The sequence below is a fragment of the Rhizobium sp. CAU 1783 genome, from assembly GCF_054551725.1.
In genome coordinates this window covers 1,246,933-1,270,599 of record NZ_JBTOLM010000001.1, presented here as the reverse complement: position 1 = coordinate 1,270,599, position 23,667 = coordinate 1,246,933, and the positions used below count along the sequence as shown (strand labels likewise).

The following is a 23,667-nucleotide window of genomic DNA, read 5'->3' as shown; positions in this document are numbered from 1 at the left end:
CTTGAAAGAGGCCGGACAATCGCCCCGGATCAGCGGATTCCTCGGAGCGCGGCCGACGGTGTCGCACGCGTGACCCGCCATGCCGGATAGAGCGCGGCAAGCGGCCCGATCAACAGCACCCAGAAGAGGGCCTCCCCCACGATCCCGACGCTGAGGAAGGGTTCAAGCAGGCCGGCCGAAATGCGCAGCCACGAAACGAGATGCATGCCGGCGATCCCGAGACCCACGCCAATGAGGCTGCCGATAATGCACATCATCAGTCCCTCTACCACGACCAGCATGCGAATGCGCGCCGGGGTCCAGCCGATCGCAGCGAGAATACCGAACTCCTGCACGCGTTCCGAAACCGACATCAGAAGCGTATTGGCGACCAGGATGGACGAGGCGAGGATCATGATGAGCGAGACGGCGGAGGTGATCGCGTCCACGGTCTTCACGAAGTCCATATTCTCCGCGAACTCGGCGCTGTCGCTCACTTCGATCGTCGGCGAGATCGCCGAAAGCGCTGCCTTGATCGCCGCCGCCTTCTGCGGGTCGACGGGGCGTTCGAGCCGGATCTGCACCAACGACACGCTGGCGGGACGGCCCAGCAACGTCTGCAATCCCTTGAGTTTCGTAACCGCCACGTTCTGGTTGAACACGGAATCAGGTACGGAAATCCCGGTGATACGGTAAGGCTCGTACTGGATCTCGATCTCGTCGCCGACGGTCTTCCCCAGCGCCTCGGCGACGGTCTTGCCGAGCACTACGTCCCGATCGCCGAGCGGCGGCGTTCCCTGGTCGAGCCTGAGCGACTTCCAAAGGAAGCTTCCTTCCGGCCAGCCCGTCACGAAGATGTTTGCCTCGTCGCCGACCTCGGTGATCGACAGCACGATGCCGGCGGCCTCCTCGACGCCCGGAACGGCATCCAGTCTGGTCACCAGGTCTTCGGAGATCGAGCTGCTGACAAGGCTGTAGGTGCCGCGTTGGCTGGCCACATAGTCACCGCCGACGTCACCCACGCCCTGGGCGTAGCTGTCTTGCAGTCCGCGGGTCAGCCCGGTGAGCGCGATGAAGCTACCGACGGCAACCGCAATGCCGATGATCGTCAGGGTAGAGCGCAGTTTCTGCGAAACGAGGTTGCGGGCCGGAAGGGTAAGGATGTTCATGCGCTGATCTCCACAGCCTGCAGGCGGCGTGTATCCGAGACGATCTTGCCATCGACCAGTTCGACGCGCCGATCGCATCGCTCTGCTATGTCGCGGTCATGTGTGACGATCACCACCGTGATGCCGCCGTCGCGATGGAGCTCTTCCAGCAGCTTGACGATCTCGCCGCTTGAACGGCTGTCAAGGCTGCCGGTCGGCTCGTCGGCGACGATGAGTTCGGGCCGGTTGGCAAGGGCTCTGGCGATCGCCACCCTCTGCCGCTCGCCGCCGGAAAGCTGCAGCGGATGCTGGGTGCTGCGGCCGGAAAGCCCCAGCCGGTCGAGCAGCTCCTCGACGCGATCGCGGCGTGCCTTCGCCGAAACGCCCTGCCACAGCATCGCGAGCTCGATGTTCTCCGCAACCGTCAGGGAAGGGATCAGGTAGAAAGACTGGAAGACGAAACCGACACGCTCCGACCGCAGCCTGGCCCAGGCCGCCCTGCCCCTGACGGTCTCGCCGTCGAACAGCACGTCGCCGGTGCTCGGTTCTTCGAGCCCGCAGAGCACGTCGAGCAGCGTCGACTTGCCGCTGCCGCTCGGCCCTGTGATCCCGATATAGTCGCCTCGGTCGACCGAGAAGGATACATCATCGAGCGCTATGATGCGGCCGTTGTCATAGGTGCGCCGGCAGTTGCGAATTTCGATCAGTCGGGACATTCGGGAGATCTCAGTTCTGGCGATCAAGCTCGGTGCGCAGGCTCGCAGTCAGCGCGGCCAGCGATCCTCCGAGCGCCTTGAGGCGGGGAGCATAGTCGTCACGGCGGGCGACGGTCAGCGACGCGCCGTTTCCGGCGATGTCGAAGAGACAGAAGGAACCGCCGCAGGGCCGCATCTTCCAGTCGAGACGACGGGCGCTGCCGTCGCGCCGGATTTGCGAGGAAAGCACCACCACGTCCTTTGATCCGATCGGCTTGGCGCCTGAAATGCGCAGACGATCGTCCGGGCGGATGCGCCGGCCGAGCTCGACGGCCATCACGTCACGCAGCACGAGACGAAAATCGCGCCGTTCCGCCTCGCTGGCACTTTCCCATGCCTTTCCGGCGACCTTGCGGGCAATATCGCCGAGGTCGAGATAGCGCTCCAGCAAACCGGCGAGCCTTGATCGTGGGGCGCCCGCAGATGCGACCGTAGCCGCGTGGATCTTCTCTACGGCGGCAATTGCACCGTCCACGTTGGCGGCAATGGCGGGCTGGAAACCGAGAGAAAGCGAACTGCAAAGGACGGCAAGAACGAAGAAACGACCACAGGAGGAAACGATGCCCTTTGGTCCGGAGAAAAATGGCCTGAAATACATGGATGCCCCAGAAGACCTTCCGCCGGATGGATACGGAAACGCCTTCTCCCTACAAGTCCGAAAAACGCCCGGCACCCCACCCGCCGATGCGCTTGACATAATATGTGCGGGGCCCCTAATTCGCAAAGGAAAAGGAATGCCGTTGTTATTTTGCCTTAGGTCAAGACGTCTCGGCGCCATCTAATACTTTGGTTTGAAACTGGCCGAGGCCGACCCGGATCAGGCATGACTGACAACTGGAATGCTCCGATCACGGGTGCCTATTGCGAGCGGACGGGTCCGGAGTTCTGGGGCGAGCCGCTGAATTCTGCATCCAGCCTGCTTGTTGTCATCGTCAGCATCACAGCCCTCGTCTATGTCCTGCGCAAGCGCCGCGTGGCACCGGGTATCCTGGCCCTCATGGCCATGGCGGTCGCGATCGGCATCGGCTCCTTCCTCTGGCACACGTTCGCGACTCGTTGGGCAGAACTTGCCGACGTCCTGCCGATATGGGGTTTCGTCGCGGTCTACGGTAGCGCAATGATCTTCAGTTCCGTCCGCGCGCCCGTCGGCCCCATCGTCGCATTGGCCTTCGGCACCGTCGTCTTCCTGACCGGCGTCGCCTTGTCTATGAGCGAGACGCACATGCTGGGGGATACGGTCAGCGGCTCGACGCAATATTTGCCCGCACTGTTTGTTGTGATCGCCACAGGCCGCCTGCTCTGGCGCGAACGCCATCCGTCGATCCGCCTGATCGGACTCTCGGTCGCCATCTTCTGTCTTTCCTTCGTTTTCCGCAGTCTCGACATGCCGCTCTGCGACGTCGTCCCCATGGGCACGCACTTCCTTTGGCACGTCACCAATTGCCTGGCCTTCGCGGCGCTCCTGACGGCACTCGTGCGGTACCCTGGATCGACGGCCATGGACCACGACACAGGTCTCAAGGCGCCAAGCGAAGGCCGATGAGCCTACGTCCAAGCATTACCAAGATTTAACTTCGCTCAAAGCGCTTGCTGTGGGAAACAGGTCCAAGCGCAATCCTGCTGGTGGAGAAGGGTCCGCGCCAAAGAGCCCGATGGTCAGGATTTGACACGGGTCAATAACAACGCCTCGGTTTCGGTCGATACAAGACGAAACCGATGATCGAAGATGGACACGACATGACCAGCGACGCCGACAAGTCAACGCCAACTGAAACGAATGAACTCTCGAAGCTTCTTGCGTCCTCCCGCAAGAGCGACGGACGTTCCCGCTGGATATGGCGCCTCGGTGCCGCGGGCCTGGTTCTCGTCGCCGGCTATGCCTATTGGCTCTACGCGAGCCAGACGACGGCCTACACCTATTCCACTTCGGCGGCCAAGAAGGGTGCGCTCACGGTCATCGTTACCGCCACCGGCTCGGTCGAACCGACCGTTCAGGTAGACGTGTCCAGCGAACAGTCAGGCACTATCCGTGAAGTGCTGGTCGACTACAACAGTTCGGTGAAGAAGGGCGAGGTTGTCGCCCGGCTCGACACGGCGAAACTGGAAGCCACGGTCAAGAGCGCTGAGGCGAGCCTGCTCTCCGCCAAGGCGAGTGTCGCAAAGGCGGAAGCCGACATGCAGTCGGCCAAGGCCAGTTACGACCGTCTGAAGTCGCTGGTCAGCAGCCGGGTTTCGACCCAGCAGGAAATGGAGGCTGCCGGCTACACCTACGAGGCCTCCGCCGCAACCAAGCAGAGCGCCGAGGCCAATGTGCTTTCCGCCGAGGCCGAGTTGGAACAGGCCCGGCTGAACCTCACCAAGGCGACGATCCAGTCGCCGATCGACGGTATCGTGCTCTCGCGCGACGTCGATCCGGGCGCGACGGTCGCGGCTTCGCTCGAAGCGCCGACGCTCTTCAAGATTGCCGGTGACCTTCGGCAAATGGAGCTTCAGGTCGACATTGATGAAGCCGATGTCGGTCAGGTCGCCGTCGGCCAGAAGGCGACCTTCACCGTCGATGCCTTTGCCGACAAGCGGTTTCCAGCGGAAATCACTGCCGTTCGCTATGCCTCCGAGACAGTCAACGACGTCGTGACCTATATGGGCATCCTGACGGTGCAGAATGACCAGCTTCTGCTGCGTCCCGGCATGACCGCCACCGCCGACATCGTCGTCCAGTCGATCGACGGCGCCCTTCTCATCCCGAACACCGCATTGCGCTACACGCCGCCGGAAAGCCTGACCCAGAAGAGCTCCGGTAGCGGCATGTTCAGCCTCTTCCGTCCGCCCCGCCTGGGCTCCATCAGCGCGCCCGAGCCGGTGGGCAGCGAGCGCACGGTCTGGCTGATGCGCAACAACTTGCCGACGGCGGTCAACATCGAGATCGGCGCCAGCGACGGCCAGAACACGGTCGTCACCAAGGGGGACATTGCCGAGGGCGATCTGCTGATCACCGACGCCACCGAAAAGAAGGGCTGACCCTGATGGCCGGTCCTCCACTCATCGAGTTCCAGCAAGTCTCCAAGGTCTATGGTCGTGGCGAGGCCACGATCCGCGCCCTCGACCGCGTCGATCTCACCATCGAGAAGAATGAATTCGTCGCCATCATGGGACCGTCCGGTTCCGGCAAGTCGACGGCGATGAACATTCTCGGCTGCCTCGACGTGCCGAGTTCCGGCGAATACCTGTTCCAGGGTATCCGCACCTCCGAACTCGATCGCAGCCAGCATACCATGCTGCGGCGTCACATGCTCGGTTTCGTCTTCCAGGGGTTCAACCTGCTCGCGCGCACCTCGGCGATCGAAAACGTCGAACTGCCGCTCGTCTATCGCGGTATGGAAGCGCGGGAACGACGGCGGCTTGCGGCCATCGCGCTCGAACAGGTCGGCCTGAAGGGACGCGAGCATCATACGACCCAGGAACTTTCCGGTGGCCAGCAGCAGCGCGTTGCGATCGCCCGCGCCATCGTTACCAGCCCGGCCGTCCTGCTCGCCGACGAACCCACCGGCAACCTCGACACCAAGACCAGCAAGGAGATCATGGACCTCATCACGGGCCTCAACCGGGATCACGGCATCACCGTGATCATGGTCACCCATGAAGACGATATCGCTGCCTATGCCAAGCGTAACCTGCGTTTCGTCGACGGCCATCTGAGTTCCGACAGCCTGAACGGAAAGGCACCAGCCGATGTTCTTTGAAACCGTGAAGCTCGCGCTGCGGGCCATCAGTCGAAACATGCTGCGCTCCTTCCTTACCGTGCTCGGGGTCGTCATCGGCGTTGCGGCCGTCATCGCCATGGTGACGATCGGCAATGGCACCACCGCCCAGGTGACCGCCGAGATCTCCAAACTCGGCACCAACCTCCTCTTCGTCCGTCCCGGTCAGTTCGGCCCCGGTCGCGCCAGCGCCGATGCCAAGAAATTCTCGGAACGCGACGTCCAGGCCATCCACGACCAGATCTCCGGGCTGAGGGCAGTGGCTGGGCTCAACCAGTCGAGCCAGGTTGTCATCTATGGTGGAGAGAACCACCAGACGACCGTGATGGGGACGACCGGCGACTACTTCATCGCCCAGGATTGGACGATTGCCAGCGGCCGGTCCTTCCTGGTCTCGGAGGAACGCGGCGGCCAGGCCGTCTGCGTCATCGGCGAAACCGTGCGCAAGGAACTCTTCGGCTCGACCCCGGCACTTGAACAGAACATCCGCGTCGGCAGCGTCTCCTGCGAGGTGATCGGCACGCTCGGCAAGAAGGGTCAGAGCGGTATGGGCAACGACCAGGATGACATGGTGGTCATGCCGCTCAAGGTCTTCCAGCGCCGCATCGGTGGCTCCTCCGACGTGTCCAGCATGATCCTGTCAGCCGAGGACGGCGTATCGACGAGCAAGATCCAGGCAAATGTGGAACGGCTGCTGCGCGAACGCCGCAAGATCATCGCGGGACGCGAGGACGATTTCACGGTCAACGACATGACCCAGATGGCCTCCACGCTGACCGGCACCACCACGCTGATGACCGGCCTTCTCGGCGCCGTCGCCGCCGTCAGCCTGCTCGTCGGCGGCATCGGAATCATGAACATCATGCTCGTGTCGGTCACCGAGCGCACCCGCGAAATCGGCATCCGCCTGGCAATCGGCGCGCTGGAAAAACAGGTTCTCACCCAGTTTCTCGTCGAGGCGGTGACGCTCTCGCTGGCCGGCGGCATCATCGGCATCATGCTCGGCCTCGGCCTCGCCTATTCCGCCGTGAGCTACATGAGTGTGCCATTCGTCACCAGTCCGTCAGTTATCGTATTGGCCTTCGCCTTCTCTGCGGCGATCGGCATGGTCTTCGGCTATTTCCCGGCCCGCCGTGCAGCCCAGCTCAATCCCATCGAAGCACTGCGTCACGAGTGACAAGACTGCGGCGGCCATCGGCCGCCGCTTTGTCTTCAAAGGACCAGCCCTCGAAATTCACCACTACAAATTGCATTGATATATCACGCCGCCTTGCCATCGCGGATGCGACATGCCAAAGTCAGATATATCAGCGGAGGGCAGAATGAGCAGGATCACCGACTCGCAAAGTCACCTCGCCTATCTCGCGCTCGAAAGCCTGATCGTCACATTGAAATTGAAACCGGGCGCACTGGTGAACGAGAGGCAATTGATCGAACTCTCGGGTTTTGGTCGCACGCCCGTTCGCGAAGCAATCCAGAAGCTGGCCTGGCAGGGTCTCGTGGTCGTCCGCCCGCGCGTCGGCCTTCAGATTGCCGAGATCGAGGATGCCGACCACCGGTCGATCATGGCGGTACGGCTGAAACTCGAACCGCTTCTCGCACGCCTTGCGGCCGAAAACGCCGATCACGGCCAACGCGCCGCCCTGCTTGACTGTGCCACGGCCATGACGACGGCGGCGACGGCCGGTGATTTCGCGGCCTTCCTGGCCGCCGACAAGCGGTTCGACGAAACCATCGAGGATGCCTGCAGCAACCGCTTCCTGATCGCGGCGGTGGCACCGCTTCAGTCCCATTCCCGTCGCATGTGGTATGCGCGCGCAACGGCCGGAAAGATGGATCGCTCGGTCGCCTTGCATGTCGCTGTTATCCGCGCCATCCAGCAGGGCAAGGGCGACGAAGCGGAAACCGCCATGACGGCTTTGATCGGCTATCTCAGCGAGGCGTGAAGCCCCGACCGCAGACGCCCGTGAAAACAAAAAACGCCCGATCAAGGATCGGGCGTTCGTGTTTCCGCAAATCTCTGACCGTCAGCCGACGAAGGCCCGTTCGATGACAAATTCCGCCGGCTTGTTGTTGGCGCCTTCGGTGAGGCCCGCCTTTTCCAGCAGAGCCTTGGTGTCCTTGAGCATGGCCGAAGAACCGCAGATCATGCCGCGATCGACCGCCGGATCGAGCGCCGGAACGCCGAGATCGCTGTAGAGCTTGCCGTTCTCCATGAGGTCGGTGATCCGGCCCTTGAAAGGATAGTCTTCGCGGGTCACCGTCGCATAGTGCTTCAGCTTGTCACCGACGATCTCGGCGAGGAACTCATGGTTCTTGATCTCTTCGACGAGATCGAAACCGTACTGCAGTTCCGCAACCTCACGGCAGGTATGGGTCAGGATGACCTCTTCGAACTTCTCATAGGTTTCCGGATCGCGGATGAGGCTGGCGAACGGCGCGATACCGGTACCGGTCGAGAACATGTAGAGGCGTTTGCCGGGCGTCAGCGCATCGAGCACGAGCGTGCCGGTCGGCTTCTTGCGCATCAGGACCTTGTCACCGGGCTTGATCTTCTGAAGGTGCTGCGTCAGCGGACCGTCCGGCACCTTGATCGAGAAGAACTCGAGTTCCTCGTCCCAGGCCGGGCTCGCGATCGAATAGGCACGGTAGACCGGCTTGCCCTCGACCATGAGGCCGATCATCGCGAACTCGCCGGAGCGGAAACGGAATCCGGCCGGGCGGGTCATGCGGAAGCGGAACAGGCGATCGGTGTAGTGAGTGACGTCGAGCACCGTTTCGGCATAGACGCCTTCCGGCACGATCAGTTCCGCATTATCGGTTTTGACAGGAGCATTCATGCGTCTTGTGTTCCTATGGTCGCCAGAGAGGTTTGGCTCGCAGGCCTATACCGCAACTTTGAGGCCGGAAAAAGCGGACAATTCGCCACCTTCGGCGTTTCGCCCCACCCATCGGATGCCTGAAATGGCATCCGCCTTCCTTGACCTCCATCAAGTCGACGGAGATTACATATTATTTTTGCGATGTATTATGCGCCCTGACCACCGATGCGCCGCCAACTGAAACCGCCTGCCGCGGCGGATGCCTTGGCGCTCGGCTGGTAGCGCTGGGCAATTCCGGGCAGACGTCCGTCGGCGAGCCGCGCAAGCGCGACCGGATTCGTCACCGCAAAGCTCGTAAATCCTGTCCTTAGCATCAGCGGCACCTGGTCGATCAGCACGTCGCCGACGGCACGGACCTCTCCCTGATAACCGAGACGATCGCGGACAAGCGACGCATGGCTAAAGCCGCGCCCGTCGTTGAAGGCGGGAAAGCTGACGGCGATCAGCGCGATGCGATCGATATGGGGCGCAAGCTTCGTCACGTCGTCGGCCGGCTGGACGATTACGCCGAAGCCGCTCTCGTTGCTCTGCTCGGCGGCCGCAAGAAAGGTTTCGAGGCCAACGATGGCCCGTTCGTCCTCGCCTGCCTTGCGCTCTTCGGTCTCGATAACCCAGGCGTCGTTGTCGACGAAGCCGGACTGGTTCCAGATCTTGGTCATTTCATCTCTTCCTTAGGCCGCTTCCGCCGCCTGGCCGTAAAGGGCATCCTTGAAGGGCTTCGGTCCGACCCGGCGATAGGCGTCGAGAAAGGTCTCCTTCGGGTCCAAGCGCAGGCCGAGATAGGTATCGACGATCGTCTCGATCGCATCGGTGACCCGATCCGGCTCGAAGCCGCGGCCGATGATCTCGCCGATCGAGGTGTTCTCGTCGCCGGAACCGCCGAGCGTGATCTGGTAGAGTTCGGCGCCCTTCTTCTCGACACCCAGAAGACCGATATGGCCGACATGGTGATGGCCGCAGGCATTGATGCAGCCGGAGATCTTGATTTTCAGCTCGCCGATCTCAGCCTGGCGTTCCGGCGAACCGAAACGGGTCGAAATCTCCTGGGCGACCGGGATGGAACGCGCATTTGCAAGCGCGCAATAGTCGAGCCCCGGGCAGGCGATGATGTCGGTGATCAGCCCGGCATTGGCGGTAGCAAGTCCCGAAGCCTCGAGCGCCTGGTAGACGGCGTAGAGATCGCCGAGCGCCACGTGCGGCAGAATCAGGTTCTGTTCGTGGCTGACGCGGATCTCGTCGAAGGCCAGCCGTTCGGCAACGTCGGCGACGACGTCCATCTGCGCGTCACTGGCATCGCCCGGCGTGCCGCCGATCGGCTTTAGCGAGATGGTGACCATGCCGTAGTCAGGATGGGTGTGCGGCTGGACGTTCTGCGAGGCCCATGCGGCAAAGGCCGCGTCCGCCTTCTTGGCGCGGGCGAGCGCTTCCCAGCCCTCCGGCCGTTCCGGCAGCACGGGCGGGGCGAAGTAGGCCTCGATCGCGCGGATGTCGGCCTCGGGCAGCTTCAGCTCGCCGTCGCGGATATGGTCGAATTCGGCTTCGATCTGACGCGTCAGTTCCTCGACGCCCGTCTCGTGCACGAGGATCTTGATGCGGGCCTTGTACTTGTTGTCGCGGCGGCCATGCAGGTTGTAGACGCGAACGATCGCCGTCACATAGGTCAGGAGGTCGGCTTCCGGCAGGAAGTCGCGGATCAGCTTGGCAACCAGCGGAGTCCGCCCCTGCCCGCCCCCGACATAGACCGCAAAGCCGAGTTCGCCGGCGTCGTTCTTCTTCAGCTGCAGGCCGATGTCATGAACCTGGATCGCGGCACGATCCCGCGGCGCGCCGGTGACCGCGATCTTGAACTTGCGCGGCAGGAAGGAGAATTCCGGATGGACCGACGACCACTGGCGCAGGATTTCGGCATAGGGTCGCGGGTCGGCGACCTCGTCGGCGGCGGCACCGGCGAAATGATCGGCCGTGACATTGCGGATGCAGTTGCCCGACGTCTGGATCGCATGCATCTCGACGCTGGCCAGATCCGCAAGGATATCCGGTGTGTCGGAAAGCTTCGGCCAGTTGTATTGGATGTTCTGGCGCGTGGTGAAATGGCCATAGCCACGGTCGTAGCGGCGCGCGACATGGGCGAGCATGCGCATCTGCTTCGAGTTCAGCGTGCCATAGGGAATCGCGACGCGCAGCATGTAGGCATGCAGCTGCAGATAGACACCGTTCATAAGGCGCAGCGGACGGAACGCGTCCTCGGCGATCTCTCCGGCAAGACGGCGGTTGACCTGGTCCCGAAATTGCTCGACGCGAGCGGAGACGAAGGCGTGGTCGAATTCATCGTAGCGGTACATGGAATTCCTCAGGCGGCAATGAAGTCAGGATCGGCGAAACCATGGCCGTCCGCATAGGCGATGGTTGGGCCCTCGGCGCGGATGCGTTCGCGAAGGCGAAGTGGACGCAGCTTGCCGTCCTTTTCCTCGACCTCGATGACGTTGACATCGAGAACGACGTTGCTGGCAAAGGCCTTGCGGCCTGCTTCTTCGAGCGCGGCGACCGCTTCCGCATGACGGGCGACGAACGCCTCCTGCAGCCTTTCGGTCCACTGGCCGTTGGCGTCGAGCCAGACGGCAATGCCGTCACCCAGGCGATTGGCGGTCAATACTTTCTCTGCCATGTCATGTCCTCTCGAAAGGGGAAAGGCTGGCGATCTTGCCGCGCAGCGGTTCGGAACGGGCGAAGTTGCCGCCGGCGACGGCATCGCCGATGATCACCATCACCGGGCCCTTGAGTTCATTGCGGGTCTCGAGCGCCGGCAGCTCCTCGAGCGTGCCGTGCAGCAGTCGGCTGTCGCTGCGGCCGGCATTCTCGACCACGGCGACCGTGGTGTCCTCGGCCAGACCGGCATCCATCAGCCGAGTTGCGACAGAGGCCGCCACGCTGCGGCCCATGTAGACGGCAACCGTCGCGCCGGAAAGGGCAAGCCGCGCCCAATCCGGCAGCGTTTCGCCGTGCAGGTCGTGGCCGGTGGTGAAAACCAGAGACGAGGCAACGCCGCGCAGCGTGAGCGGCAACTCGAAATCGGCGGCAGCCGCCAGTGCGGAGGTGATGCCGGGCACAACCTCGTAAGCGATGCCCGCCTCGCGCAGCGCTGCCATTTCCTCGGCGGCACGGCCGAACACCAGCGGATCGCCGGACTTGAGGCGAACGACGCGTTTGCCCTCGCGTCCGAGTTCGACGAGCAGGTGGTTGATCTCGTCCTGCGACTTCGAATGGCAGCCCTTGCGCTTGCCGACCGGGATACGGGTCGCATCACGGCGCCCCATGTCTATCACGGCCTGCGGTACGAGCGCGTCATGGACGATCACATCGGCCTCCATCAGCAGGCGATGGGCGCGGAGCGTCAGGAGATCCTCGGCACCTGGCCCGGCGCCGACCAGGAAGACCCGACCGACGGAGCCGCTGGTGCGAGTGACCTTGAGGAGCCGGGTCGCGTGGCGACGCGCCGTGCTATCATCGCCGGCCTCGACGGCATCAGCCACATCCCCCTTGAAAAAGGCCCGCCAGAACAGGCGGCGGACCACACCGCGTGGCAGCAGGCTGTCAACCGCGGCACGATAGGCATTGGCAAGCCGTGCAAGGCGGCCGAGCGACTTCGGAAGCAGGCGGTCAATATCGGCACGGATCATCTGCGCGAGCACCGGACCGGCGCCCTCCGTGCCGATTGCAACGGCGATGGGGGCACGATTGACCAGCGCCGGCGTGTAGAAATCGCAAAAGTCCGGCTGATCGACCGCATTGGCCGGGACGCGGTGTGCCCGGGCGGCGAGAACGATGGTCCGATCCAGTTCCGCGTCACCGGTCGCAGCAAAGACGAGGACGGCGTCCTCGACCTGATGCGCGGCAAAGCTGCGGGCAATCGTCTCGACACCGTGCTCGGCCAGATAGGCGGCGTAGTCGGCATCCGGCGCATCCGCATAAGCAACGACGCGAGCTTCGGTGTTGCGCAGCAGGCGCACCTTGGCGAACGCCTCCGGTCCGTTGCCGAAAACGGCGGCAACGGCATTCGCGACCTTGAAGAAGGCCGGAAAGACCGAAAGTTGCTGTTCGCTCGCGCCCATGCGTGATTCCACTATTCCGAGGAGTGCCGCACTATCCTCTTTTGTCGCAAACGTTTGAAGAAACAGAAATCCGTGGCGGCCTTACCATGGATATTTCTTTGCTAGCCACAAGGCCAATTCGAGCAAATATCACCGTCCGGTACCAACCACCCGTTTCGCACTGCAAAAGCGCCGGGATAACCGCATCATCGGCATGTTTTGCCTTTCCGCTCGCAACGGCCAGACGCTAGGATTGCGGACCACCTCTGAAGGAGACCAACCTTGAACAGCCCCCTGCTGACGCGACGCCTGCTTGACGTCATCGAACACGACATCCTGCCGCTCACCGAGACGGGGGTCGCCGCGGGCAACAAGGTTTTCGGGGCGGCGATCCTAAGGAAGTCCGATCTGTCGCTGGTGCTTGCCGAAACCAACAACGAACTGGAGAACCCCTTGTGGCACGGCGAGGTTCACACGCTGAAGCGCTTCTACGAGCTTGGGGAACGCCCTTCCACGAAGGACCTGATCTTCCTCTCGACCCACGAGCCCTGTACCATGTGCATGTCCGCGATCACTTGGGCCGGATTCGACAACTTCTACTATTTCTTCAGTCACCAAGACAGCCGCGACGCCTTCGCCATCCCGCATGACCTGAAGATCCTCAAGGAGGTCTTCGGGCTGGAACCCGGCGGCTATCGCAAGTCGAATGCCTTCTGGAATGCGTTTGCCATTGCCGATCTTGTCGCGGTCAGCGACGAGCAGGAAACGCTCGATGCGCAGTCGCGCCGCATCCGCGCAGTCTATGACAGGCTCTCGGGGCAATATCAGTCCGGCAAGTCCGACAACGACATTCCCCTCAACTGAAGGGCCAAGACAGGAACTCCGCATGCAGCCCTCAAAGGACATTTCGCGCCTTCTCGAAATCATGGCGTCCCTGCGCAATCCGGAAACCGGTTGCCCCTGGGACATCGTCCAAACCTTCGAGACCATCAAGCCCTATACCATCGAGGAGGCCTATGAGGTCGCCGACGCGATCGAACGCAACGATCCCGATGACCTCTGCGACGAACTCGGCGATCTTCTCCTCCAGGTGGTCTTCCATGCCCGCATCGCCGAGGAAGCCGGGCTCTTCGCTTTCGGCGACGTGGTCGAGGCGATCACCGCCAAGATGATCCGTCGCCATCCGCATGTCTTTGCGGTGTCGGACGCCTCAACGCCTGAGGCAGTCAAGCTCCAGTGGGACGAAATCAAGCGGCTGGAAAAGCGGGAGCGGACAGAGCGCCGTACGGCCCGCGCTGCCGCTCTGGATCAATCCACGCCCGACGATCCGAAGGCCGGCCTCCTGGGCGGCGTCCAGCGCTCGTTTCCGGCGCTGACCGAAGCGCTGAAACTCCAGGAACAGGCGGCCAAGGTCGGCTTCGACTGGGCGGAAGCGGCTCCAATCCTCGACAAGATCGAGGAGGAGATCGCCGAACTGCGCGAGGCACTCGCCACCCGGCAACCGGAAAAGGTCAAGGACGAACTCGGCGACCTGATCTTCGCCCTCGTCAACATCGGACGTCATGTAGGCGCCGAACCCGAACAGGCATTGCGCGGCACGAACAGCAAATTCCGACGCCGTTTCAGATACATAGAGACATCTTTGGAAAGGAACGGAGAAGCGCTCCAGACAGCCGGGCTGGAGCGAATGGAGGCTCTTTGGCAGGAGGCCAAGAAGGACGAAGGATAAGGGCTCAGACCCCGCCCGTCGCTCGCCCCAGCTCGGGGGCAGGCAACGGTTTGGCGAGCAGGTAGCCCTGCCCGTATTCCACCCCGAGAGCCCGCAGCGCCTTGAGTTGCGCCTCCGTCTCGATCCCCTCGGCGACAATCTTGCAGGATACGTGACGCCCGAAGGCGACGATTGCCGCGGCGAGCGCCTGCCGCACCGGATCGGCCTCGATGGCACGCGTCAGGCTGATGTCGAGCTTGATGATATCCGGCCGAATGCTGAGAACATGCCGGAGGCTTGCATATCCGGAGCCGGCATCGTCCACGGCAATCCGTACGCCCCGCGCCCGGACCCTCGCAAGAGCCCGGAACAGGCCCTCATAGTCCTCGACATGTTCGTGCTCCGTGAGTTCCAGCACGATCCGCTCGAGCGGATACCCCTCCAGAACGGCCACAAGGTCGCTGCCGACAACGATCTTGGGGGAAATGTTGAGCGCGAGATACCGTCCCTCCTGCGCAACCGCAAAGAAATCGCGGAGGGCATTTCGCATCGCCGCGAACTCCAGCTCACCGCGCATGCCGGCCGCATCCGCATCGGCAAACCAGCGGTCCGGAGACTGTTGCGGCGGGCCGGCGAAACGCGCCAGCGCCTCCGCACCGACCACCGCCATGTCCTCAAGCCTGATGATCGGCTGGTAGATTATGTGCGGCCCGCCTGCCGTCAGCACGGCGGCGATCCGCGATCTGAGGCTCTCCTGGACCTTCTGCGAGGTGACCTTCGCCTCGACCTGCGCCGCCACTATGTCGGCCACGGCGCGCATCGTCTGCAGGTCCCTGACGCTCAGCGAGGTATCCGGCCACGAACTGAAGCAACAGAACGTGCCGTAGACGGTACCGTCGCTGAGACGAATCGGTACGCTCATATGCGAGCCGATCGGCAGCAGCGCGGTCTCCGGTATGTCGAGTGCCGCAGGAACGAGTGAGGTGTCGGGAATGAGTTCGGGAAGTTCGCCGGCTACCACCTTGCGGCAATAGCCCTCTTCCATCGATAGCCTGTGCCCGGCGCGGAACGGCGGCTCGGCGAGACTGGTGTCGACGTGACGGAAGACTCGTTCTTCACCCAGGAACTCCGAGACGAAGCCTATCTCCATGCCCAGATGCTGTCGCACAGCCTTGAGCGCGCTTTCGACCTCCTCGTCGTAGCGCAGCCTCTCAGGCTCCCCACCGCGCCAGCCCAGCGCGCCCACCAGAACGGATTCCTGTTGCATCAACCTCTCCGTGCAGTTGGAGAAATATAGATGCACAAATCAATTTTTTGGCAAAGGCGTTGCTTGGGGAAATTCGCGCCACAAACAAAAATTGCAAAAATATACCTGAGCAACTGCAATTGAACGCTGTACTGCGCCGTTGACGGCCGGGTTTTGGTACGGAAATGCCGAACGTCAATCGCTGATCACCACCAGATTGCGATGCACATACCGAATCACATCAACGGGAGCCCCCGGCAAAGTCGCGGAACGATTCTCGAAGCAGATGCATGGCCGGAGGGGGCGGCGGTCACGAACCGGGGACTTTGCACTCCGATCACGCCAACCTGACAGGCCTACCGCTCCCAGTCTTCCTTGTCCCGCGGCTTGCCGCCGCCGAGCTTGCGTTCGAGCTCGGTCGCCTGGCGATCGGTCAGGCGCAGGTCGAGACTGACGGAACCGTCCTCGTGATCCTCGCGCCCGTCGACGACGGCATTCTGATAGGCCCAGGACACAATCGCCTGCTTGTCGGCCGGGATCGTGATCGTCGCTTCGGTCAGGACACCGGAAAGTCGCTCCGAAATCACGTCGAGCAGCCTGTCGACGCCTTCGCCCGTGATCGCCGAAACGGTCAGGACGTTTTCGCGCGTCGCTGCCTTCTGCAGGAGCGCATCATGCGTCTCGCTCTCCAGCCGGTCGATCTTGTTCCATACCTCGATGATCCGCTCGGACTTTTCCTTGTCGTCGATGCCGAGGTCGGACAGGATGCGCAGCACATCGGCGGACTGGGCGGCGTTGTCCGGATCAGACATGTCCCGTACGTGCAGGATCAGATCGGCCTCGAGAACCTCTTCAAGCGTCGCGCGGAACGCCGCGACCAGATGCGTCGGCAGATCGGAAATGAAACCGACCGTGTCGGACAGGATCACGGTCCGGCCATGCGGAAGCTTCATCCGCCGCAGCGTCGGATCGAGCGTGGCGAACAGCATGTCTTCGGCCAAAACGCCGGCGCCGGTGATCCGGTTGAACAACGTCGACTTGCCGGCATTGGTATAGCCGACCAGCGCCACGATCGGATGCGGCACCTTGCGGCGCTTGGCACGATGCAGCTGGCGGGTCCGCACCACCTGCTCCAGCTCGCGCTCGAGCTTGACAATACGATCCTGCAGCAGCCGACGGTCGGCTTCGATCTGGGTTTCACCCGGTCCCCCCATGAAGCCGCCGCCACCGCGCTGGCGCTCCAGGTGGGTCCAGCTACGGACGAGCCGGCCCTTCTGGTAGTTCAGATGGGCGAGATCGACCTGCAGCGTGCCTTCCTTGGTGGAGGCGCGTCGGCCGAAGATCTCCAGAATCAGGCCGGTGCGATCGATGACCTTCGCGTTCCATGCCTTCTCGAGATTGCGCTGCTGGACAGGCGTCAGCGGATGATCGACGATAACGAGGCCGGCATCGTGCTCCTCCAGCTTTTCCGTGATCTCGGCGATCTTGCCGGTCCCCAGCAAGGTCGCCGGACGCGGCTGGTTCACCGGCACGATCAGCCCCTCGCCGACAGTCAGGTCGATAGCCCGGGCAAGGCCGATGGCTTCTTCGAGCCGGCTTTCGTTGGAACGGGTAACCGCGGCGACCACATTGTCGGTCGTGGCGGACGGTGCGTTGCGCGGCTGCTTCAGGACCGGAACGATGACCAATGCACGCATGTCATCCCGGGGCTTTTCGTCCTCCGGGATGATCGAATCGTTTTTCGTGTCTCGCGTGGTTATGGCTTCAATCCTGCGACGAAGAGGCTTCTTCGCTTTCGAACATCTGCATCGGCTGACCCGGCATTATGGTCGAGATGGCATGTTTGTAGACGAGCTGCGAATGCCCGTCGCGGCGCAACAGAACGCAGAAATTGTCGAAGGACGTAACAACGCCCGTCAGCTTGACACCGTTGATCAGAAAGATCGTCAGCGAAATCTTCTGCTTGCGAACGGTGTTGAGAAAAAGATCCTGCAGGTTCTGAGAACGTTCCGCCATGGCGCCGCTTCTTTCTTTTTTGCCGACAAATTGGTCGGTGTAATTATTGTTCAAGCTTATCAAACAGCTAAGGCTTTGTCCCTTGCAAGCCTTTCACCGTGAAGTTGGTATCAAATCGCCGTCTTTTCCGCAATGTCGAAAAAGGCGCTGCGAATTTTCTCGGAGAACGTGCCCGGATGGCCGTTTCCGATCGTCTTTCCATCAATTTCCACGATCGGGAAGCAGATGCTTGTCGCGGCGGTGATGAACACCTCACGCGCCCCCAGCATTTCCTCCCGCGAAAACTCCCGCTCGACGACCGGTATCGAAAGCGCCCTCGCCACGTCCATCAGCCCGGTTCGAGTAATGCCGCGCAAGATACCGTGTTCTGCCGGTCGTGTCACCAACTGTCCGTCTGCATCCACCATCCAGACATTGGTCGCGGCCCCTTCGGTCACCATGCCCCGTGCGTCGACATAGATCGCCTCCTGGGCACCGGCGTCCTTGGCCGCCTGGCGTGCCATGACATTCGGCAACAAACCTACGGTCTTGATGTCGACGCGGTCCCAGCGGTTGTCGGGGAGCGTGATGGCCTTGAGGCCGTTGGCATTCTTGGCCGCGATCACCTTGGGATCCGTACTCTTGGCGGTGATCACCAGCGACGGCGTGGTCTCGGCGTTCGGAAAGACATGATCGCGCCGCGCCACACCGCGCGTCACCTGCATGTAGAATAGGCCGTTGCGCACATGATTGCGCCGCGCCACCTCGCGGATCACCTGCACGAGGGCTGCCCTCGACATCGGCGGCGAGATGCGGATCTCCGTGAGCGAACGGTCCAGCCTGTCGAGATGCCGGGTCAGGTCGACGATCACGCCATGGCGGATCTCGCAGACTTCATAGACGCCGTCGGCAAACTGGTAACCGCGATCCTCGATATGGACACCGGCCGCATCGTGCGGCAGGTAGCGACCGTTGACATAGGCAATTCTCGGCATCGGAAACCCTTGCTGGCGAATTCTAGAAATATTGGATCGAGACCCGGAACATCTGCTCAACGTCGCGCACCGCTTCGGCGGTGGCGAAGAGGACAACGCGGTCCTTCGCCTTGATCTTCAGATCCCCGTCGGGCCGCAGCACATGCTTGTCGCGATAGATCGCACCGATGCGGATACCCGGCGGCAGCTTGAGTTCGCGGAACGGCACGCCGACCAGCGGCGAAGTCTCGAGCGCCTCGGCCTCGATCACTTCCGCCACGCCCTTCTGTACCGCATAGACCGAGCGGATGCGGCCCTTGCGGACGTGCTGGAGCACCCGGGAAATGGTGACCGCGCGAGGATTGATGTGGTGGTCGATCCCGACCCCATGGGTGAGATCCTGAAAGCTCGGATTGTTGATCAGCGCCATCCCCGACCTGCAGCCCATGCGCTTCGCCATCGCCGCGCTCAGGATATTGGTCTGGTCGCTGTTGGTCAGCGTGATCATCAGATCGGCATCCTGCACGTCCGCCTGCTGCAGGATATTCTGGTCGAGGGCGGAACCGTGCAGCACGATCGACTGCTTCAGCTTGTCGGAAACGACGACGGCACGATCCCGATCGCTCTCGATGATCTTCACCTTGGTCTTCGGCTGCATCTTTTCGATCTGGCGCGCCACGTAGTAGCCGATATTGCCGCCGCCCGCGATGATCAGCCGGCCGGCCTCCTGCTCCTCATGTCCGAAGAGGCCGAGGGTACGACGGATATGCTCGCGCTGGCAGATGACATAGGCAAGGTCACCGACAAGCAGTTGGTCCGTCGAGCGGGCGACCATGAGGCGACCGTTGCGATAGATCGCGGTAACTGTCGCCATCAGGTCCGGAAAGAGCTGGCTGAGCTGGTGCAACGGCGTGTTGACGACCGGGCAATCCTCCATGCACTCGATGGCGACCATCGCGATATGGTCGTCGGCGAAGCGGACGATATCGGTCGCGCCAGGGAAGGAAATGCGCCGTAGCACCATCTTGCCGACCTCGATTTCCGGGGAAATCGTCACGTCGATCGACATGTTCTGCTGGCTGAAGAGGTCGGAATATTCCGGCCTGAGATAGTTCTGTGCACGGATGCGGGCGATCTTGGTCGGGACCGAGAACAAGGCATGCGCGACTTCGCAGGCCACGATGTTGACCTCGTCGTAGAGCGTCACCGCGATGATCATGTCGGCCTGGTCCGCGCCCGCTCTCGCGAGCATGTCCGGATGGGCGCCATGCCCCACATAGCCGCGGACGTCGAGCGTTTCGGTGATGTGGTTGACCAGCGAAGCCGACGTGTCGATCACCGAGACGTCGTTGTCCTCCTGGGACAGGCGCTCGGCGATGCCGTATCCGACCTGTCCCGCCCCGCAGATGATGACTTTCATGATGGCTCTTTCAGCGAGTTGATGACAGGCGAGGAAGGTGTGTCCCCGCCCGCATGTCCTTATACGCCAAGCGACTTCAGTTTGCGATGGAGCGCGGAGCGTTCCATGCCGACAAACTCCGCGGTGCGCGAGATGTTGCCGCCGAACCGGTTGATCTGCGCGATCAGATAGTCCCGCTCGAACATTTCGCGCGCCTCCCGCAAGGGAAGCGTCATGATGTGGGTGTCGTTGCGGGCCGAAACCTTCGGCAGCATGTCGGAGAGATCCTGCGGCAGCATTTCCGCGGTGATCAGGGAATCGGCACTGTCGCTCTGTGCGAGGATCATCAGCCGTTCCATGTTGTTGCGAAGCTGCCGGATGTTGCCCGGCCAGTCATTCGCCTGCAGCACCGCCATGGCATCCTCGCCGATCCGGCGCGGACGAATGCCGGCCTGCTCCGAAATCTGCCGCATGAACATGTCGACCAGGAAGGGAATGTCCTCACGCCGTTCGGCAAGCGCCGGCACCTTGACCGGCACGACCGCAAGGCGATGGAACAGATCCTCGCGGAAACGGCCTTCCGCAATCAGGCTTTCGAGATTGTAGGCCGACGACGAGATGATGCGAACATCGACCTTGACCCGCTTCGAGCCCCCGACCCGCTCGAACTGCTGTTCCACGAGAACGCGCAGGATCTTGTTCTGCGTCTCACGCGGCATCTCGCCGATCTCGTCGAGATAGAGGATGCCGCGATGGGCCTCCTCGAGCGCACCGATGCGCCGCGGCTGCCCCGGCGTTCCTTCGGTCCCGAAGAGGGCGACTTCCATCCGATCCGGCGTGATTGCGGCCGCATTCAGCGCGACGAACGGACCGGAGGAGCGCGCCGAGCGCTTGTGGATCATCCGGGCGACGAGCTCCTTGCCCGACCCGGACGGACCGAAGATCATAATGCGGCTATTGGTCGGCGCCACCTTGTCGATCGTCTGACGAAGCTGCGACACGGCGACAGAGGTGCCGATCAGCTCCACGGCATCCCCGGTGCGTTTCTTGAGTTCCGTCACCTCACGCTTGAGCTTGGAGTTCTCCAGGGCCCGTTCGGCAATGAGGATCAGACGGTCGGCCTTGAACGGCTTCTCGATGAAGTCGAAGGCGCCGCGTTTGATGGCGGAGACGGCGGTTTCGACATTGCCGTGTCCCGAAATCATCACGACCGGAAGATCGGGATGGCGGGTCTTGATCTCGTCCAGCAGGGACAGTCCGTCGAGGCGGCTGCCCTGCATCCAGATGTCGAGGAAGACCAGCCGCGGCACGCGGTCCGAGATCGCCGCGAGCGCGCTGTCCGCGTCATGCGCAGTGCGTGTCTCGTGTCCTTCGTCACTGAGGATGCCGGAGACGATTTCGCGAATGTCTTCTTCGTCGTCAACGACCAGAATGTCAGAGGCCATGGACCTTTTCCTTGTTGCTTTCGTCCTCCATGGCGGCCGGCGTCTCGAGACGCGGAAGCACGATGCGGATCATCGCGCCCCTACCCCGGTCGAACTCCGCCGGTGCATCGTGCAATTCCAGCTGCCCGCCATGTTCTTCGATAATCTTCTTTACGATCGCGAGACCGAGGCCCGTGCCCTTGTCTCGCATGGTCATGTAGGGTTCGAGGATGCGGTGGCGGTTCTCCACCGGCAGTCCCCGACCATTGTCGATCACATCCACGACGAACCGGTCATGGTCCCGGTCGTAGCTGGACCGCACCAGTACTTTCCCGCCGTCCCCGAGCTCTTCGCGCGGCACGCCCTCGATCGCCTCGACGGCGTTCTTGATGAGGTTACCGACGGCCTGGCCGAGCATGCGCGCATCAAAGCTTCCCTCCAGCGGTTCGTCGCCGAACTCGCGCAGGAACGTCACGTCGTGATGCCCCATCTCGCGCAGGAAGACCGAATCGCGCAGGATGTCCCGCAGGTCGGACCGCTGCTTGGCCGGCTTCGGCATGCGCGCAAAGGCTGAGAACTCGTCCACCATGCGGCCGATGTCGCCCACCTGCCGGACGATCGTGTCTGTGCACTGGTCGAACACTGCCCGATCATCTTCAGCAATGTGCTTGCCGTAACGTCGCTTCAGCCGCTCTGCCGAAAGCTGGATCGGTGTGAGCGGGTTCTTGATCTCGTGCGCGATGCGCCGTGCCACGTCTGCCCAAGCCGTCGAGCGCTGCGCGATCACCAGATCCGTGATGTCGTCGAGGGTGATCACATAGCTGTCGGCCGAACCTCGGGTTTCCTCCCGTGTGACCTGCACGTTGAGCGTCCGCTCCTTGCCGTTGCGGATCAGGTTGATCTGCTCGCGGTACTCGCCGCGGTGACGCACGGCCGCCTCGGCAAGAACGCGATCGACCTCCGGCGCTACGGAAGCGAGCTTCTGCCCCATCAATTCTTCGGCCGGCACGGCCAGGAAGTATTCTGCAGACGGATTGACGATGGTGATGACACCGTCATCCTCGACGCCGATGACGGCGGCGGTCACGCCGGACAGCACGGCCTCGATGAAACGGCGCCGGTCGTCGACTTCGTCCTTCGCTTCGAGAATCTCATCGCGCTGGGTGCGGATCTGCGAGATCATCTTGTTGAAGGTCCGCGACAAGCTGCCGACGTCACCATCGGCAGCCCGCACCGGAACGATGACGTTCAGATTGCCGGAGGCGATACTGTCCGCCGCTCCGATCAGCAGGCGGATCGGCCGGACGATCCGGTCGGCGACGGCGATCGCCGTCCAGATCGCCGCGAGCAGCACGATCAGGGCAAAACCGAGATAGAGAACAGCAAACGCGATCTGCAGCGTGGTCCGTCCCGCCTCCATCGCCTTGTACTCGGCGGTGTTCTCCTCCATCAGCCGCATCGCGGCCATCACCTTCGGATCGACCGCGCGGATGGTGTAGAGGAACGTTCCGGAAATCGAATCGAGCTTGATGATCGCACCGACCAGGTTGGTGACGCCCGGCGGGATCAGGGTCGGTTGACCGGCCGCCGCGCTGTCGAGCGCATCCCGCGGAATGGCCGGCAAAGGCTTGTCTGTCGGGATGTCGGCCTGCGTGATCGCCGAACCGTCCTGACGGACCAGAAAGGCCCCGAGCAGCCCGCGTCCCTTGGCCTGACGGGTCATCAGCTGGACGAAGCCGGTTCGATCAAGGAAGTAGAGCGCCCGGTTGCGCTCGAGGTCGTTCGCCATGGAGACCGTCTGCCCCTGCAGATAGCTCGCATTCTCCATCATGTAGGCCTGAGCGATATTGCTCGATGACGAGACGATCGACTGGGTGCGCAGAGAAAACCAGCGATCGAGACCGACGTTCAGCGTGATGCTTGCGAAGATGGCGACGAGGATCGCCGGCGTGATGGCGACGATCGAGAACAGCACGACGATGCGCACATGGAGCCGCGCAGCAGCCCGTCCGCGGGTCCGAGCCTTGACGAGGCGCGTCACCTCGCGACCAATCAGGAACATCAGGCCGACGATGAACAGCGAATTGACGATCGCCGAGGCGACCAGGACGTTGGATGTCGGCTCGATTGGCGTCAGCCCGAGCAGAACCGGCAAGGTAAACACGGCGCAGGCCAGTGCGCCTGTCGCGAGCGCCAGCCCCGGAAGCGCGAAGGATGCCCGCCGGTCGTGCGCCGGCGCAGGATCGCTATCCGTAACGGATGCCGCCGCTCGCCTGATCATCAAAAAGAACTCCCGCGCTCCGCGCATGCC

The 23,667-nt window shown here is 62.5% G+C and carries 22 protein-coding genes; 7 read left to right on the top strand and 15 right to left on the bottom strand.

Annotated features, from left to right (window positions below):
* Positions 1 to 29: 29 nt before the first annotated feature.
* The 3 genes from ACX93L_RS05830 to ACX93L_RS05820 are packed head-to-tail and all read right to left on the bottom strand — an operon-like array spanning position 30 to position 2,480.
* Positions 30 to 1,148 carry an ABC transporter permease gene (locus ACX93L_RS05830; protein WP_459403943.1) on the bottom strand — a complete coding sequence of 373 codons (1,119 nt, stop codon included), beginning with the start codon at positions 1,146 to 1,148 and terminating at the stop codon, positions 30 to 32.
* The gene (locus tag ACX93L_RS05825; protein ID WP_459403942.1) at positions 1,145 to 1,843 is read right to left on the bottom strand and encodes an ABC transporter ATP-binding protein; all 699 of its coding nucleotides are present in this window, start codon (positions 1,841 to 1,843) and stop codon (positions 1,145 to 1,147) included. Before ACX93L_RS05825 ends, ACX93L_RS05830 begins: the two co-directional genes overlap by 4 nt.
* Positions 1,844 to 1,853: 10 nt before the next feature.
* Positions 1,854 to 2,480: an ABC transporter substrate-binding protein gene (locus ACX93L_RS05820; protein WP_459403941.1), complete on the bottom strand. Its 627-nt coding sequence runs from the start codon at positions 2,478 to 2,480 to the stop codon at positions 1,854 to 1,856.
* 225 nt (positions 2,481 to 2,705) lie between these two features.
* Here ACX93L_RS05820 and ACX93L_RS05815 point away from each other — a divergent pair, with 225 nt between their 5' ends.
* The 5 genes from ACX93L_RS05815 (at position 2,706) to ACX93L_RS05795 (ending at position 7,586) form a co-directional block, all read left to right on the top strand.
* Complete coding sequence (locus tag ACX93L_RS05815) at positions 2,706 to 3,425, top strand: ceramidase domain-containing protein (protein ID WP_459403940.1); 720 nt, start codon at positions 2,706 to 2,708, stop codon at positions 3,423 to 3,425.
* A gap of 173 nt (positions 3,426 to 3,598) precedes the next feature.
* A complete protein-coding gene (locus tag ACX93L_RS05810; RefSeq protein ID WP_459403939.1) occupies positions 3,599 to 4,900 on the top strand; it encodes an efflux RND transporter periplasmic adaptor subunit in 1,302 nt (433 codons plus the stop codon).
* Positions 4,901 to 4,905: 5 nt separating this feature from the next.
* The gene (locus tag ACX93L_RS05805; protein WP_459403938.1) at positions 4,906 to 5,622 is read left to right on the top strand and encodes an ABC transporter ATP-binding protein; all 717 of its coding nucleotides are present in this window, start codon (positions 4,906 to 4,908) and stop codon (positions 5,620 to 5,622) included.
* Positions 5,612 to 6,817, top strand: coding sequence for an ABC transporter permease (locus ACX93L_RS05800; RefSeq protein WP_459403937.1), 1,206 nt, complete (start codon positions 5,612 to 5,614; stop codon positions 6,815 to 6,817). The genes ACX93L_RS05805 and ACX93L_RS05800 overlap by 11 nt, the downstream gene beginning before the upstream one ends.
* Positions 6,818 to 6,971: 154 nt before the next feature.
* Positions 6,972 to 7,586 (top strand): GntR family transcriptional regulator, encoded by a 615-nt coding sequence (locus tag ACX93L_RS05795; protein WP_459404154.1) that lies wholly within the window; start codon positions 6,972 to 6,974, stop codon positions 7,584 to 7,586.
* Positions 7,587 to 7,667: 81 nt separating this feature from the next.
* On the opposite strand, the gene ACX93L_RS05790 is transcribed toward ACX93L_RS05795, so the two are convergent.
* The 5 genes from ACX93L_RS05790 to cysG all read right to left on the bottom strand — a co-directional run bounded on the left by ACX93L_RS05790 (position 7,668) and on the right by cysG (position 12,631).
* Positions 7,668 to 8,480: a ferredoxin--NADP reductase gene (locus ACX93L_RS05790; protein ID WP_459403936.1), complete on the bottom strand. Its 813-nt coding sequence runs from the start codon at positions 8,478 to 8,480 to the stop codon at positions 7,668 to 7,670.
* Positions 8,481 to 8,668: 188 nt separating this feature from the next.
* Complete coding sequence (locus ACX93L_RS05785; RefSeq protein ID WP_459403935.1) at positions 8,669 to 9,181, bottom strand: DUF934 domain-containing protein; 513 nt, start codon at positions 9,179 to 9,181, stop codon at positions 8,669 to 8,671.
* Positions 9,182 to 9,193: 12 nt separating this feature from the next.
* Entirely contained in the window at positions 9,194 to 10,864 is a 1,671-nt protein-coding gene (locus ACX93L_RS05780; protein WP_459403934.1) for a nitrite/sulfite reductase, read from the bottom strand.
* A gap of 8 nt (positions 10,865 to 10,872) precedes the next feature.
* On the bottom strand, positions 10,873 to 11,187 hold the full coding sequence (locus ACX93L_RS05775; RefSeq protein ID WP_459403933.1) for a DUF2849 domain-containing protein: 315 nt from the start codon (positions 11,185 to 11,187) through the stop codon (positions 10,873 to 10,875).
* Position 11,188: 1 nt separating this feature from the next.
* Positions 11,189 to 12,631, bottom strand: a complete 1,443-nt coding sequence (gene cysG / locus ACX93L_RS05770; RefSeq protein WP_459403932.1) for a siroheme synthase CysG — start codon at positions 12,629 to 12,631, stop codon at positions 11,189 to 11,191.
* A gap of 261 nt (positions 12,632 to 12,892) precedes the next feature.
* On the opposite strand from cysG, the gene ACX93L_RS05765 reads away from it, so the two are divergent.
* Both ACX93L_RS05765 and mazG read left to right on the top strand, forming a co-directional pair.
* Positions 12,893 to 13,474, top strand: coding sequence for a deaminase (locus ACX93L_RS05765; RefSeq protein ID WP_459403931.1), 582 nt, complete (start codon positions 12,893 to 12,895; stop codon positions 13,472 to 13,474).
* A 22-nt stretch (positions 13,475 to 13,496) separates the two neighbouring features.
* Positions 13,497 to 14,339, top strand: a complete 843-nt coding sequence (gene mazG / locus ACX93L_RS05760) for a nucleoside triphosphate pyrophosphohydrolase (protein ID WP_459403930.1) — start codon at positions 13,497 to 13,499, stop codon at positions 14,337 to 14,339.
* A 4-nt stretch (positions 14,340 to 14,343) separates the two neighbouring features.
* Here the strand turns inward: mazG and ACX93L_RS05755 are convergent, their stop codons facing one another.
* The 7 genes from ACX93L_RS05755 to ACX93L_RS05725 form a co-directional block, all read right to left on the bottom strand.
* On the bottom strand, positions 14,344 to 15,585 hold the full coding sequence (locus tag ACX93L_RS05755) for a sensor domain-containing phosphodiesterase (RefSeq protein WP_459403929.1): 1,242 nt from the start codon (positions 15,583 to 15,585) through the stop codon (positions 14,344 to 14,346).
* Between the two features lie 335 nt (positions 15,586 to 15,920).
* Positions 15,921 to 17,333, bottom strand: coding sequence for a GTPase HflX (gene hflX, locus ACX93L_RS05750; protein ID WP_459404153.1), 1,413 nt, complete (start codon positions 17,331 to 17,333; stop codon positions 15,921 to 15,923).
* Entirely contained in the window at positions 17,329 to 17,580 is a 252-nt protein-coding gene (gene hfq / locus ACX93L_RS05745) for an RNA chaperone Hfq (protein WP_169587849.1), read from the bottom strand. The genes hflX and hfq overlap by 5 nt, the downstream gene beginning before the upstream one ends.
* 110 nt (positions 17,581 to 17,690) lie before the next feature.
* The gene (locus tag ACX93L_RS05740) at positions 17,691 to 18,554 is read right to left on the bottom strand and encodes a D-amino-acid transaminase (protein WP_459403928.1); all 864 of its coding nucleotides are present in this window, start codon (positions 18,552 to 18,554) and stop codon (positions 17,691 to 17,693) included.
* A gap of 22 nt (positions 18,555 to 18,576) precedes the next feature.
* Positions 18,577 to 19,953 carry a Trk system potassium transporter TrkA gene (trkA, locus tag ACX93L_RS05735; RefSeq protein WP_459403927.1) on the bottom strand — a complete coding sequence of 459 codons (1,377 nt, stop codon included), beginning with the start codon at positions 19,951 to 19,953 and terminating at the stop codon, positions 18,577 to 18,579.
* Between the two features lie 59 nt (positions 19,954 to 20,012).
* Positions 20,013 to 21,377 (bottom strand): nitrogen assimilation response regulator NtrX, encoded by a 1,365-nt coding sequence (gene ntrX, locus ACX93L_RS05730; RefSeq protein ID WP_459403926.1) that lies wholly within the window; start codon positions 21,375 to 21,377, stop codon positions 20,013 to 20,015.
* Entirely contained in the window at positions 21,367 to 23,637 is a 2,271-nt protein-coding gene (locus tag ACX93L_RS05725) for a sensor histidine kinase NtrY-like (protein WP_459403925.1), read from the bottom strand. The genes ntrX and ACX93L_RS05725 overlap by 11 nt, the downstream gene beginning before the upstream one ends.
* Positions 23,638 to 23,667 lie beyond the last annotated feature (30 nt).